The sequence below is a fragment of the Pedobacter sp. GR22-10 genome, from assembly GCF_026239715.1.
GTDB lineage: Bacteria > Bacteroidota > Bacteroidia > Sphingobacteriales > Sphingobacteriaceae > Pedobacter.
In genome coordinates this window covers 1,123,095-1,137,765 of the sequence record NZ_JAPIVR010000001.1, presented here as the reverse complement: position 1 = coordinate 1,137,765, position 14,671 = coordinate 1,123,095, and the positions used below count along the sequence as shown (strand labels likewise).

At 39.8% G+C, this 14,671-nt stretch carries 9 protein-coding genes; 7 read left to right on the top strand and 2 right to left on the bottom strand.

Annotated features, from left to right (window positions below; translation table 11 throughout):
- Positions 1-2: 2 nt before the first annotated feature.
- From OQX64_RS04775 to OQX64_RS04760, 4 genes are read left to right on the top strand one after another with little or no spacing between them, the layout of a single operon-like run.
- On the top strand, positions 3-1,205 hold the full coding sequence (locus tag OQX64_RS04775; protein ID WP_265817860.1) for a glycosyltransferase: 1,203 nt from the start codon (positions 3-5) through the stop codon (positions 1,203-1,205).
- An 8-nt stretch (positions 1,206-1,213) separates the two neighbouring features.
- Positions 1,214-2,476, top strand: a complete 1,263-nt coding sequence (locus tag OQX64_RS04770) for a condensation domain-containing protein (RefSeq protein WP_265817859.1) — start codon at positions 1,214-1,216, stop codon at positions 2,474-2,476.
- Positions 2,477-2,486: 10 nt separating this feature from the next.
- On the top strand, positions 2,487-3,749 hold the full coding sequence (locus tag OQX64_RS04765) for a phthiocerol/phthiodiolone dimycocerosyl transferase family protein (protein WP_265817858.1): 1,263 nt from the start codon (positions 2,487-2,489) through the stop codon (positions 3,747-3,749).
- Positions 3,750-3,786: 37 nt separating this feature from the next.
- Positions 3,787-4,236, top strand: a complete 450-nt coding sequence (locus OQX64_RS04760; protein WP_265817857.1) for a hypothetical protein — start codon at positions 3,787-3,789, stop codon at positions 4,234-4,236.
- 143 nt (positions 4,237-4,379) lie between these two features.
- On the opposite strand, the gene OQX64_RS04755 is transcribed toward OQX64_RS04760, so the two are convergent.
- Positions 4,380-4,895 (bottom strand): glutathione peroxidase, encoded by a 516-nt coding sequence (locus OQX64_RS04755; RefSeq protein ID WP_265817856.1) that lies wholly within the window; start codon positions 4,893-4,895, stop codon positions 4,380-4,382.
- Positions 4,896-5,135: 240 nt separating this feature from the next.
- On the opposite strand from OQX64_RS04755, the gene topA reads away from it, so the two are divergent.
- Both topA and OQX64_RS04745 read left to right on the top strand, forming a co-directional pair.
- Complete coding sequence (gene topA / locus OQX64_RS04750) at positions 5,136-7,700, top strand: type I DNA topoisomerase (protein ID WP_265817855.1); 2,565 nt, start codon at positions 5,136-5,138, stop codon at positions 7,698-7,700.
- 80 nt (positions 7,701-7,780) lie between these two features.
- Positions 7,781-8,185 carry a hypothetical protein gene (locus tag OQX64_RS04745; protein ID WP_088302682.1) on the top strand — a complete coding sequence of 135 codons (405 nt, stop codon included), beginning with the start codon at positions 7,781-7,783 and terminating at the stop codon, positions 8,183-8,185.
- 156 nt (positions 8,186-8,341) lie between these two features.
- Here OQX64_RS04745 and OQX64_RS04740 read toward each other — a convergent pair whose 3' ends face one another.
- Positions 8,342-8,776, bottom strand: a complete 435-nt coding sequence (locus tag OQX64_RS04740; RefSeq protein ID WP_253249079.1) for a nuclear transport factor 2 family protein — start codon at positions 8,774-8,776, stop codon at positions 8,342-8,344.
- Between the two features lie 251 nt (positions 8,777-9,027).
- Here OQX64_RS04740 and OQX64_RS04735 point away from each other — a divergent pair, with 251 nt between their 5' ends.
- The gene (locus OQX64_RS04735) at positions 9,028-14,619 is read left to right on the top strand and encodes an alpha-2-macroglobulin family protein (RefSeq protein ID WP_265817854.1); all 5,592 of its coding nucleotides are present in this window, start codon (positions 9,028-9,030) and stop codon (positions 14,617-14,619) included.
- Positions 14,620-14,671: the final 52 nt, after the last annotated feature.

Here is a 14,671-nt window from a genome sequence, read left to right as displayed (position 1 = left end):
ATATGTCTAAATTTCTATTTGTTGTTCCGCCTTTCTTTGGTCACATTAGTCCAACGCTAAGCATTGGTGCAAGCCTACTGGCCCGGGGGCATGAAGTAAAATGGTTCGGAATCACTCCGCTGGCTCAAACTCATCTTCCGGAAGGTGGTGAATTTATCTATCCTGAGACAGATCTGCTCCCCTATGCTGATGAAATCAAACAGATCTTAAAACGTCAGGATGATGGCCCCGCCTGTTCCGGCCCGGAAGTGATGAAACTTGCCCTCGAAGAAACTTATGTTCCCTTTGCCCGGATGATGATGAAGGGCCTGAATAAATTTGTAGATGAATGGAAACCCGATGTTATCATTAACGACTGCATTACCTTTGCCGGTGCATTAAGTGCTCATTTGAAAGGCATTCCTTCAGTAACCACCACGCCGGTACCGCCCGATGTGATGGGTGATGCGGCAAAAAATACACCTAAAATATTTGAATGGCAGCAAAACCTGATTTTAGGCCTGCAGAAAGATATCGGCATTTATAGTGATCAAATCCATATCCATTCTCATCGGCTGAATTTAGTTTTCACTTCCCAGGCTTTTGCAGGTTTCGAGGAAAAACCACCACATATGCACTTTGTGGGCCCGGTAAAGGGTCGTCCAAACTCAGCCGAATTTGACTGGGATCGATTGGCCAAATCCACCACGCCAAAGGTTTTTGTGTCTTTAGGCACTTTACTGGTGGATATCCGCGCAGCATTTTTCCAGAAACTCATCGATGCTTTTGCTCATGAGCCCATTACCATCATTGCCGCAACCAATCCTGATATTTTCGAAGAATGGCCGGATAATTTTATCGTTAATGGCTTTGTTCCCCAGTCTGAACTCATGCCTTATATGGATGCTGTCATCTGCCACGGCGGCTTCAATACGGTAAACGATACTTTCACAAACGGGTTACCCATGCTGATTACTCCCATAGCCTACGACCATTTTCATACGGCAAAATTAATTGAGCAGGCTGGTTGTGGCATCAGCATCCGGTACAAACGGCTTCGAATTTCTGATTTAAGAAATACCGTTTTTGAACTATTGGAAAACCCCAAATATCGCGTGGCTGCTCAAAAAATAAGGGAAACATTTCTCGAAGCCGGAGGAAACGATAAAGCAGTTGAACTACTGGAAGATTTTGCGAAAAACAACAGCGTTTTAGAACCAGCCTGATGCATCAGATGAAAAGGAAATTACTCTTCGGCGAAAGGATGCTCTATGGTGATGGAAAACATCCGTTTAATATGGTAATTGGGTTTAAAGTGAGCGGATCAATTAAGGAAATCAATGTTGATTTAGCACTTATCAAAGTGCAGCAAAAGCATCCATGGCTAAGGGCATCAATAACAATTGACAAAGATAAGAGACCATGGTTTACCACACATTCAGCTTCTTCATTTAAGGTAGAGGTACTTGTGGTCAATCGCATTAGTGATGACGATTGGAAAAGGCAGTCTGAAACGGAATGGGCTAAACCCTTTGATGCGTCAAGATCGCCACTGTTCAGATTAACCTGGATAAAAGGTGAAGCGTTTTCTGAATTTTTACTCGTTTTTCACCATTGCCTTTGTGATGGTGCTGCAGGCCTTTCCATTCTGAAGGAGTTTCTTTTATTACTCGATAATCCCGAAGCCGCAATCGGTGAGGAAATTGCGATTCAAAGCATGAATGATATTATTCCGCCAAAGGTGCTGAAAAGCTATCGAATGCGCACTAAAAATACCTTAATTGGTAAAATGGCAACACTGGCCTTATGGATGATGCCGATAAAAAAAGTTGCAGTAGACCGGAAGCGTGATTTTTTGATCCACTGGAAACTTGATGAGCAATTTACTACAGCCATTTTATTGTTCTGCAAAACACATGGTTTTACTGTGAATACGCTCTTAAGTGCAGTTGTGCTGAAGGCTTTTAAGGCAGTACTGGCAGATAAGTCTTTTAATAAAATTTCCCTTCCTGTCGATATCAGGAACCTAAATCCATTAATCAAAAAAGACCATGTTTTTGCTTTTGGTTTGATGATCGTGCTCTCTGCCAGTAATGCCGATAGTTTTATTGAGGGCGTGAAACAACTTCAGAAGGATGTAAACCGTAAACTGGCGAAACTTGATCCTTATACGCTAATGATGATGATGGAGGCCTGTCACCCTGCCTTAGCTAACTTTAGTAACCTCTTAAAATATGGCAAAACGAGTAATGATTGCATGTTTTCCAATTTAGGAAAGCTCGATATTCCGCATGAGTATGAAAACTTTCGATTGGAAACCATTTACAGTCCTTCTGTGATAGGTCCGTTAGGCAATACAACTACCATTCTGACATCAACATTTAGAGAACAGATGGACTTTTCATTTGTGGCAAGCGAAGGATATGTTTCCTTTAATAATGCCGAACGAATTAAGGAGAAAATGATTTCTCTTCTCAAAGAAAACATTGGATTATAGGATGATCAATATGAATAGAAAATTAATACTCGGTGAAAGAATCATGTATGTTGACCCGGCAACGCCACTAAACTGTGTGTTCACGGCGAAAATACTGGGTGAGTTTGAGGAACCAAATCTCAGGATAGCACTCGACAAGATTCAGCGAAAGCATCCCTTGTTGAGGATGAATATTGAGCAGATAAATAAAACGCCACACTTTGTGCTTAATGAAAACATTGATAAAATTCCAATACGCGAAGTTGATTTTCATTCCGATCAGGATTGGCTCAGAGAATCGAAAACGGAGTGGTATAAGTTATTTAACCAGCATCATAAACCACTGGCCAGACTGGTTTGGATTAAAGGTCACCAGGAATCAAACCTGATATTGGTATTACCGCATTGTATTTGCGATGGCAGTACGATTGTCAACCTGATGCAGGAATTATTGACACTCATTGACAACCCAAGTCACGAACTTTATCCCTATCCGTCGTTTTCTTCCGTTAATGAATTACTACCAGATCATTACGTACCTGACCATTATCTAAAACGCAAAACTTTTGCTGCACTCGGCAGATTATTTTTTCTCTTCAAGCAAACCTCTGAAAAAAGATTGAACCAGAATAATTATGCAATTAACTGGAAGTTGGATAAAGAAGAAACCATTTTTTTTATCAAAAAATGTAAAGCTGAAAACACAAGTGTGCATGCTGCCATCTGTGCCATTTTTATAGCTGTTTTTAAGGTATTGAAGAATGATAAGGCACATGGGAAAGTAATTTGCCCCGTAGATATCAGGCGTTTTATTCCCGAAATTAAAGCCGATACCATGTTTGCATTTGCCCCAATTGCAGAGCTGAAGGTTCGGAAAAATGATGGTGATGTTTGGGAAAATGCCAGAATGTTAAAAGCAGATCTCGACAAAAAAGTCAGCGAAATGAATGTATCGCATCTGCTGCATGTGAGTGAATCTTTCCATCCGCTTGCAAATAAAATGATCGGTTTTCTACGGTCTACAAATGGATCCCATGATATTACGCTAAGCAATATGGGTTTGTTAAATATTAAACAAGATTACAAAAATTTTAGTGTGGAAACCATCTACAGTCCTACAGTTGCCTTCCCCTGGAAGAACGCAAACACACTGGTTGTCAGCACTTTCAATAATAAACTTGACTTTTCTTTAATGTCTGATGAAAATTTCCTGACCGAATCTGATGCGATGTGGATTAAGAAAAAAGTACTCGAAATGATGACTACTCACCATAATTCCCTTGCCAGTGCCTGATTTTGCAACAAATCATAAATTACGCTGGCGAAAATTCGTGAGGAAAACGTTATTGATCTATTTAATTCCGAATGTTACATTGAATACCGTGATTCCATATTTTGCGCTTAGCACGCAATCGTCAGTACATTTATTTACCGGTGAGCAAAACCTTGCCCGCTTTATATTGCCGATGTCTTTACTTCTTCCTTTTCTGATAACGGTGGATGTTTTTAAAAAGATAAAAGCATTACAGCATACTGAAGGTTTGCATTTTGAATGCAATAAGATACTAGAGGGAAAGATGAAGATGTTTAAGTTAGCAGGACTACATAGCCTATACACTATTTTGGCCATTCTATCTGCCCTGATGTTCATCCACTTTAGCTTTCCTGCAAATTTCGATTTCGGGATCATGAAATCGGCTTTGTCAGCTGGTATATTGGCCGGATTTTACTCCATCACCTTTTTTTATTTATCCGTTAAGAAAATCCGGGAAGTGCCTTAATGTGAAAAGCATTCTGAACGATCACTAAACAACTAACTACCTGCAAAACAAAAAGCTTTAAGGAAGATGAGTCAGATCATTCTTTCTTAAAGCTTTTCTTGAAATTCTTTTTCAGCTGATTTTTTTTGAGTCAGCCGCCAGAATTATAAATTTTTCACAATTGCTTCATCTAATGGTTTGGTTTTAGAACGGAAACGGTGTACCAGTTCTCCTTTTTCATTAATCAGGAATTTTTCAAAGTTCCATTTGATATCGCCCTGCTCCTCTGTATTGGTTTGGGAAGTCAGGTATTTAAATAACGGATTGATATCATCCCCCTTTACACTTGTCTTTTCTGCCATTAAGAAGGATACATTGTACTTACCTGTACAGAATTCTTTAATTTCGGCATTGGTAGAAAATTCCTGCCCGCCGAAATTACCAGCCGGGAAGCCAATTAACACCACTTTTTTACCATACTGTTTCTGAAGTTTTTCAAGGTCTTCATATTGAGGAGTAAAACCACATTTTGAAGCCGTATTCACTATCATAATTTTTTTACCTTTAAATTTAGATAGTTTTACTTCCTTACCATCAATGGTTTTAAAGCTGAAGTCATAAACATTTTTTGGAGGGTTCGGAACCAAAAAGTTCAATAGGATTAAGATTGTGCTGATCATCGTTTTTTATTTTTATATACGAATATAGGCACAAAAAGTTTGCTTAAACGTAATGTTCCTGTAATAATGTAAATGATCATTTTTCTTTCACCCTGGCAAGAAAGCAAAACGAATAGCTTTCTGCTTTCTGAAAATAATGATTAGCCTCACTTCTTAAATTTGAAAAAAAATCGTATAAAATTCCCTGCATGTTTTGATTTATGCTTTAATTATAGCTTTATTTGCACAAAATCGTATTTCATGGCTAAAAACTTATTAATCGTCGAGTCACCCGCAAAAGCTAAAACCATAGAGGGCTATTTAGGAAAAGATTTCCTTGTGAAATCAAGCTACGGCCATATCCGGGATTTGGTTAAAGGCGACATGGCCATTGATATTAAAAACAATTTTGCCCAGACCTACGAGGTGCCAGCTGATAAAAAAAGCATGGTGGCCGAACTTAAAAAATTAGCAAAGGAAGCCGAAATGGTCTGGCTAGCATCCGATGAGGACCGCGAGGGAGAAGCCATTTCCTGGCACCTGTTTGAGACTTTAGGCCTGAAAGAAGAGAAAACCAAAAGGATCGTATTTCATGAAATTACTAAACCTGCCATTTTAAAAGCCATAGATAGTCCGAGAAGTATTGATTACAACTTAGTTAATGCGCAACAGGCTCGTCGGGTTTTAGACCGGTTGGTAGGTTTTGAACTGTCACCGGTACTATGGAAAAAAGTAAAACCTTCTCTTTCAGCAGGTCGGGTTCAATCCGTAGCGGTGCGTTTAATTGTTGATAGAGAAAGAGAAGTTCAAAACTTTAATGCTTCAGCAGCCTTTAAAATTACCGCACAGTTTTCTACGGGCAAGGGCAAAGAAATAGTTAAAGCTGAACTGCCACAACGTTTCGATAGCGAGGCAGAAGCAGAAAAGTTTTTACAGGATTGTGCAACAGCAAAATTTGATATCACCAGCCTGGAAACCAGACCAGCGAAACGTAACCCTGCTGCCCCATTTACCACTTCAACCTTACAACAGGAAGCATCCAGAAAATTGGGTTTCTCCGTAGCCAGAACCATGCAGGTGGCGCAGAGATTGTATGAAGCCGGTAAGATTACGTATATGAGAACGGATTCGGTAAACTTATCTGATACCGCCTTATCTGCTGCTGAACAAGAAATAAAATCGGCCTATGGTAACCAATACCACCAGCCAAGAAAATATAAAACGAAATCTGCAGGTGCTCAGGAGGCTCACGAAGCCATCCGCCCAACTTATTTCGACAGACACACTGTTGACGGTGATATTTCTGAGAAACGTTTGTACGATTTGATCTGGAAACGTTCCATTGCTTCACAAATGAGCGAGGCATTATTTGAAAAAACCACTGCACAAATCACCGCATCTACCAGAAAAGAACATTTGGTTGCCGAAGGTGAAGTATTAAAATTTGATGGTTTCCTGAAAGTTTACCTGGAATCTACCGATGATGATGAGGGTGAAGAAAAAGAAGGTGGCGCCATCCTCCCTCCATTAGCAAAGGGCCAGGAGTTATTTTTAAATGAAATGCAGGCTACGGAACGTTATTCCCGTCCGCCGGCAAGATATACAGAAGCCAGTTTAGTTAAGAAATTAGAAGAACTGGGTATTGGCCGTCCATCTACTTATGCACCAACCATTTCTACCGTTCAGAACCGCGGTTATGTGGTTAAGGAAGACAGAGATGGCAAACCACGTAAGTTTACCGCAATCGTTTTAAATAACGGAACGGTTAAAAAGGAAATTAAATCTGAAATTTCAGGTGCTGAAAAATCAAAACTTTTCCCAACTGATATTGGCGAAGTTGTAAATGATTTCCTGGTTGAACACTTTAAAGGTATTGTCGATTTCAATTTTACAGCAAATGTAGAAAAGGAATTTGATGAGATTGCGCAGGGTTTACAGGAATGGACTAAAATGCTGCACTCTTTCTACAATCCATTCCACTTAGAAGTTGAAAACACTTTAGAAACCGCGGAACGTGCCACTGGTGAACGTTTATTGGGTACAGATCCGGCTACGGGCAAAAATGTATATACTAAGGTTGGTAAATTCGGTCCGCTGGTTCAGATTGGCGAACAGGATGACGAAGAAAAACCACGTTATGCTAGTTTAATGCGTAATCAGTCTGTCGCCACCATCCAGCTGGAAGATGCCCTTGAATTGTTTAAACTTCCGTTTTCGCTTCCTGACTTCGAAGGTAAAGAAGTGATGATCGGCGTAGGTCGTTTCGGCCCCTATGTAAAATGGGGAGAGAGCTTTATTTCATTGCCTAAAAATGAAGATCCCCTATCTGTTACCTACGACAGGGCAGTGGAAATTATTCGCGAGAAGATGGATGCGGATGCACCAATTGCGCATTATCAAGGCTTAGGTGTTACGAAGGGAAAAGGCCGTTTCGGACCATTTATCAAATGGAATGATTTATTCATCAATATTCCTGCAAAGGGCTATGATTTTGATAATTTATCTCAGGAAGATATTGAAACCCTGATTAATAAAAAGGTGGAGAAAGAAGCAAACCGCTTTATCAAAACCTGGGATGCGGAAAAAATTTCGATTGAAAATGGCCGTTGGGGACCATTTATCCGCTTCGGTAAGTTAATGCTTAAACTGAGAAACAACGAGGCTACCAAACAAAAATATACGCCTGAAGAATTAGCAGATATTGATTTGGAAGTGATTAAAAAAATGATTGTTGAGCAGGTGCCTAACGCATTTGAAACCAAGAAAAAAGCACCGGCAAAAAAGAAAGCACCAGCTACGAAAAAAGCCGTTGCGAAGAAAAAATAGATCAGGATTAAATTTACATGCTATTATTCTATCATTCAAAATTTCAATTATTCCATCATTAAACATTCAATCATTAAAAATTGAAAGCAGATTTACCAGAAAATATAGTTGAAGATATCGCAATGGCCGTTGTACTGATGAGCGAAACGCCGGAAGTTAAAAACTGGACTGTCTATTTGGTTAACTTAAAAAATGAGCCGATTACCAATGTGTTGATCAGCTCTAAAGGTTATGGCGAAAAAGATGGCAAGCAGGTTAAAACTTCTGTTTTGCGACATTTCATCGGCGATATGGCTGCACAGGACTTTAAAGGTGTAGAAGCCATTGATCCGGAAGTTTTTGGCTTGACAAATGAATACTGGCTGAGTTATTATATAGGTTCTACCATCTATGATAAGAAGTTCATCTTTCTTCCGGAAAGCATTATCGATACCAATTTGATCAAAATCCCATTGGTGAATAGACCGGGAGTAATGATTAAGTAAAAAGTAAAAGAATGAGGGTGTAGGAGGTTATCGATTAATGGAAATACCCAGGTATCAGGACTTTAGACGCTAACGTTAATTAAAGCACCTAAAACTCTAAACTAAAGGACTCAAGACTCCAAACTCCAAACTCAAGACTCCAAACTCAAGACTAAACTAAGGCACTTTAACCGCTTGCCTGCCCAGCAACTTCCACCCTGCCTTTTCTTTAGACCAGATGAGCAGGATATAAAGATTTACACTGCCCTTAATGCCCTTATCATTTGTTTGCGCCATCAATTTATGACGAACCAGTGCTGTATTACCTTGGACGATGGTTTTAGGATCAGCTATTATGATATCATCTAAAAAATCTGATTCACCAGAAAGTAATGAATGCATAAACTCCTGCTTATTTTGAATTTTTCCGCTAGAATGGCCGTAACTCAGATTGTTTAAAAGCAGCTGATCCAATTTAGTGCTATCTGGTGTAACCATTAATGCTAATAATTTGCTTACCGCCTGATCAACCTCCTTTTCAGCATTTTTTTGTTGCGCAAAAGAGCTAACAGCGACAAACATCAGGCATCCAAAAATCAATATTCTTTTCATTATATCTGGTTTAGGAGATTTAAGATGTAAACATATCTAAATCATCCTATATCAACAAATAGAAAAAGGAATAAACATTTTATGTGTTAAGTATTGATTGGCATTTAATGATTACATTCATTGATGATAAAACTGAAACAATCAAGACTATTAAAAGCTACAGAATCATTCTAATTGCGTCTTACTTTTCAACATCATTCTTTTTCAGCTGAATTTTATTTAATTTCCTCCACCTAAAACATTATTCCAAAATGGAGCAACCATCTACCTACCAATCATCATCCAAAAAGAAATTCATTTTTATAGGTCTCTTAGCAGTTTCTATTGCGGCAATCATCTTTATTTATTTCCGCCACAAGAAAAAATCAAATGACGACAATCAGGCCTATGCTAAATACATCGAGGCATATACCTCCGGTACAATATCTAAAAAAAGTTTCATCCGTATTCACCTGGCGAATGCAGCAACGGGCATGCAGGATTTGGGAAAGGCAGACTCCCGGGAGTTGTTCGATTTCTCGCCATCTATTTCTGGGAAAACTTATTGGATTGACCCACAAACGGTCGAATTCAGGCCGGATGAAAATCTGAAACCAGGCAAGGAATACGAAGCAAGCTTCAAATTATCAGAAGTTTCGGCAACGGAAAAAGGACTGGAAGATTTTGATTTTGAATTTAAGGTGATTACACCTGGCATCATGCTTACGCAGAATGGCCTGGTGTCTCAAAACAATACTTCGCTGGAGTATATGAAACTGACAGGCGAAGTGGCGACAGCAGATGCAGAGGAAACCGCGAAGATTGAAAAAGTCATTACCCTTGATTTTGACCAGAAATTAAAAATAAAATGGCAGCACGATCCTGCAAAAAACATATCAAAATTTACGGTCGACAGCATCAAGAAAAAAGCAACAGATCAAACCCTTAAATTAGATTGGGACGGTGATGAATTGGATGCAGAACAGAAAGGTAAAGAAGAAATCCGCATACCTGCCTTAAATAAGTTTGAAATTCTGGATATGAAAGCCATTCAGGGCGAAGAAGACTATGCCCTGGTACAATTTTCTGAGCCCATTGGTGTAGGTCAGGATTTAACCGGAATGATTTCCCTTGGAAATTTAAGTGACTTAAGGTTTACGATAGATGCCAGCCAGGTAAAGGTGTATGCTGCAGAAGAACTCAAAGGAAATTACACGTTAAATGTGAACAACGGCGTAGAGAATATCAATGGCAAAACATTAATGGGTGGCAAAACTGCCAATTTAGTTTTCGAAGATAAATTACCGGCCGTAACCATTGCAGGTGCTGGCACAATTCTGCCAAATTCAAGCAAACTTGTACTGCCTTTTGAAGCCATTAACCTTAAGGCTGTAGATGTGACTGTCATTAAAATTTATGAAAACAATATTCTGCAATTCTTCCAAAGCAATAGTTACCGGGATGGAAACGAGCTCAGAAGGGTAGCTAAACCTATTCTGCAGAAAACCATACGCCTGGATGAAGACAAATCTTTAAACCTGCATAAAAAGAATCGGTTTACGCTTGACTTAGATAAGATGATCCGTACGGAACCTGGTGCCATGTACCGGGTAACCATCGCGTTCAGAAGGGAATACAATGCGTATAACTGTAAAGCCAATGATGAAAAAGAGGAAAGCGATGGTGAGGATAGCTATTATGGTGAGAACGAAGGATATGGTGAAAAAATTGATGAGGATGACGATTTCTGGCAACGCTATAATAACTATTATCCTACCAATTACCGCTGGAATGATAAGGATAATCCTTGTACGCCATCTTTTTATACCAATCAGCGTTGGGTAAGCAGAAACTTACTGGCTTCTAATATCGGCTTGGTTGCAAAAAGAGGAAATGATAACAGCATGCTGATTGTGGCAACAGATTTGTTAACTGCCAAGCCATTAAGTGGTGTCGATTTGGAGTTGATGGATTACCAGAAGCAGGTCATTTTTACAACGAAGACAGATGGTGATGGCTTTGCGCGTTTTGACTTAAAACGCCAGCCTTTTTTGTTGATTGCCAAAAATGGTTCTGAACGTGGATATCTAAAACTGGATGACGGCAGTTCGCTTCCGTTAAGTCGTTTTGATGTGAGTGGTGATGTAGTGCAAAGTGGTTTAAAAGGATTTATTTATGGAGAACGCGGTGTCTGGCGACCTGGAGATAGTTTGTTTGTCTCTTTCGTACTGGAAGATAAACTCAAAAAACTACCGGCCAATTATCCGGTTACCATGGAATTTTATAATCCAAAAGGGCAATTGTATAAACGTCTGATTAATGGCAAACCGTTAAATGGTTTTTACACTTTCAAAACGGCAACCGAAAATACAGCACCAACCGGGAACTGGATGGCGAAAGTGAAGGCTGGCGGTGCAACTTTTACCAAAACCCTCAAAATTGAAACGGTTATGCCAAACCGGTTAAAGATTGATTTCAATGTAGGCAACAGGCCTTACCTTACCACCGGAACTTCTGCTGCTACCCTATCGGCTAAATGGCTGTTCGGAGCAGTTGCTCAGAATTTAAAGGCCAAAGTGGATGTTAACCTGAATACCACAGAAACTAAATTCAAAGGTTTTGAAGGCTTTAGCTTCGATAACCCTACGGTTAACTTTGAATCGCAGGTGAAAACCATTTTTGAAGGCACACTAAATGCTGTAGGAAGCGCACAGGTGAATACCAATTTAAATGAAAACAACACCGCCCCTGGTATTTTGAGGGCTAATTTTACTACAAAGGTTTTTGAACCGGGTGGGAATTTCAGTATTGATAATTTTAGTATTCCTTATCACGTATATAAGAGCTATTTGGGTATTCGTCCGGAAAAGGGTGATAAACTCAGTGGCATGCTGGTTACCGGCAAAGACCATAAAATTGAAATTGTAAATGTAAATACAGATGGAAAATTACTTTCTGGCAGTAAAACCGTTCAGGTAGAACTGTATAAAACACAATGGCGCTGGTGGTGGGAACAGGATGATCAGTATACCTACGCCAACTTTACGCAAAATCAATACAACAAGCTGGTAGAAACACACCAGGTAAACCTCTCAAATGGAAAAGGCAGCTGGAATTTAAGAATTAATGAACCGGAATGGGGTCGGTATTTAATTTTAGTTCGGGATGCAAATGGTGGTCATGTAACCGGAAAATCTGTTTACGTGGATTGGCCGGGATGGGCACAGCGCGAACAGGGTTCAAATCCAACAGAGGCCTCTATGTTATCATTCACCGCAAATAAAGAGAAATTTACGGTTGGTGAAGACATCACCTTAACTATTCCTACTGCCGAAAATGGCAGGGCATTGGTATCTATTGAAAATGGAAGCCGGGTTTTAAAAACCTTCTGGATTGATACCAAAGCCGGACAAACGCAATATAAATTTAAGGCAGAGAAGGAAATGGCACCAAATGTTTTCGCAAACATTACATTGTTACAGCCTCATGCACAGACGGTTAATGATTTACCGATCCGGATGTATGGTGCGATTCCAATTTTGGTGGAAGATCCACAAACCATTTTGAAGCCTACTATTAAAATGCAGGATAAGATTAAACCTGAAACGGAAAACACCATTACCGTTGGAGAACAGAATGGAAAGCCCATGACCTATACCATTGCACTGGTTGACGAAGGCTTACTGGATTTAACACGTTTCAAAACGCCAGATCCACATGGTGCATTCTATGCCCGTGAAGGATTAGGTGTTAAAACCTGGGATTTATTTGATTATGTTTTAGGTGCATGGGGTGGAAACCTGGAAAGAATTTTAAGTATTGGTGGAGATGGCAGTATCAATAAAAACCTAAATCCGGCAAAGGCTAACCGATTTAAAGCAGTGGTTAAATATATGGGACCATTTACGATCGGTAAAGGTGAAAGCAAAACCCATAAATTCAAATTGCCACAATATATTGGTGCCGTAAGAGCAATGGTTGTAGCCGGACAGGATGCAGCTTATGGCTTTGCAGAAAAATCAGTTCAGGTGAAAAAGCCTTTAATGGTTTTAGCAACATTGCCACGGGTAATTGGTCCGGGTGAAACCTTTACCTTACCGGTTACCGTTTTTGCGACAGAAAAAAATCTGAAAAATGTTTCTGTTCAGCTTCAGGCAAGTAACCTGATTGTTCAGGGTACCAATAAACAACAGCTTTTCTACAAGCAAACTGGAGAGCAAATGGCTTATTTTGAAGTAAAAGCTCCGAATACAATTGGCATTGCTAAAGTAAAAGTTATTGCACAAAGTGGTGGTGAGCGAACAGACTATGATGTGGAAATGGATATTCGAAATCCAAACCCTTATGTAACCAATGTGGTATCTGCAACCGTTCAACCTGGTCAGAAATGGGCGGTAAATTATGCCCCTATCGGGATGACCGGAACAAATTCAGGTGCACTTGAGGTATCTTCTATCCCATCGATTAACTTAAAGAAACGCCTGAGCTATCTCATTCAATATCCACATGGATGTATTGAGCAAACCACGTCAGGTATTTTTCCGCAATTGTATTTAGATCGGTTAAGTCCGTTGAATGAGCAACAAAAAGCCATGACGGAGAAAAATATTAAAGCTGGAATTAACAGAATAAAAGGATTCCAAACCACTGATGGTGGGTTATCTTACTGGCCTGGCGAAGGAAATGCAGATGAATGGGGCAGTAATTATGGTGGCCACTTTTTGGTTGAAGCACAAAATGCGGGTTACACTTTACCTGTCGGATTACTGGAAGATTTACTGCGTTATCAAAAAACAAAAGCAGCTAACTGGGCACCTAACAGCAATAATTTTTATGGTGGAGATTTATCTCAGGCTTATCGCTTGTATATGCTCGCACTTGCAAAAAAACCAGAAATGGCTGCGATGAACAGGTTAAAAGCATTCGAATACTTATCCGTTTCAGCAAAATGGCGCCTGGCTGCTGCTTATAAATTGGCCGGACAAAATGATATTGCCCAAAGCATGATTCGCGGATTAGACACTTCCATCCAGCCATACAAACAGTTAGGAGGAACTTATGGCTCCGATGTTCGTGACGAGGCAATGATCCTGGAGACGTTAACGCTGCTTGGTCAAAAAGCCAGGGCAGCAAGCTTGCTGCAACCCTTAGCATCAAAATTAGGCGAAAACTCCTGGTATAGCACGCAAACCACTGCATACAGTTTACTGGCTATTGCCAAATTCTGTGGCACCAATCAATCATCGAATAAATTACAATATCAATATGTTTTAGACGGAAAAACCGCAGCAGTCAATTCTGGTCAGTATTTAACCAGCACGGCAGTAAACTTTAAAGGAAATACGGCCTCAGTTACAAATAATGGTAAAAACGTAGTATTTGTACGTTTGGTTTTGGAAGGACAACCTGTTGCAGGTCAGAATAATTTCTTACCAAACCGACCTGAGGTATTGGACATGAACGTAATTTACAAGCGTTTAAACGGAAAGGTTTTAGATCCAACGACATTGAAACAAGGAACCGATTTTTATGCTGAAGTAACGGTTAAGAATCCGGGAAGAATGGGATATTATGAGCAAATGGCTTTAACGCAGATTTTCCCATCCGGATGGGAGATTATCAACACCAGGGTCAATGATAATCAAAGCATCCTGGCCTCCTCTCCTTTCACTTATCAGGATATTCGGGATGACCGCGTTTTCACTTACTTTAACATTCGTGAAAATGAAAGTGTAGTCTATAAGGTATTGCTTAATGCTTCTTATTTAGGGAAATATTATTTATCAGCCATTCAGTGCGAGGCCATGTATAATAATGATATTTCAGCAACGCAAGATGGTAAATGGGTGCAGGTAGTGAAATAGCCTGTTTCATTTATTCCTATCTTCAAACCTCACAGGTTTTAAAAACCTGTGA

Coding starts and splice junctions, on each gene's coding strand:
- OQX64_RS04775 (WP_265817860.1), top strand. CDS start 3: ATGTCTAAATTTCTATTTGTTGTTCCGCCTTTCTTTGGTCACATTAGT.
- OQX64_RS04770 (WP_265817859.1), top strand. CDS start 1,214: ATGAAAAGGAAATTACTCTTCGGCGAAAGGATGCTCTATGGTGATGGA.
- OQX64_RS04765 (WP_265817858.1), top strand. CDS start 2,487: ATGAATAGAAAATTAATACTCGGTGAAAGAATCATGTATGTTGACCCG.
- OQX64_RS04755 (WP_265817856.1), bottom strand. CDS start 4,895: ATGATCAGCACAATCTTAATCCTATTGAACTTTTTGGTTCCGAACCCT.
- topA (WP_265817855.1), top strand. CDS start 5,136: ATGGCTAAAAACTTATTAATCGTCGAGTCACCCGCAAAAGCTAAAACC.
- OQX64_RS04740 (WP_253249079.1), bottom strand. CDS start 8,776: ATGAAAAGAATATTGATTTTTGGATGCCTGATGTTTGTCGCTGTTAGC.
- OQX64_RS04735 (WP_265817854.1), top strand. CDS start 9,028: ATGGAGCAACCATCTACCTACCAATCATCATCCAAAAAGAAATTCATT.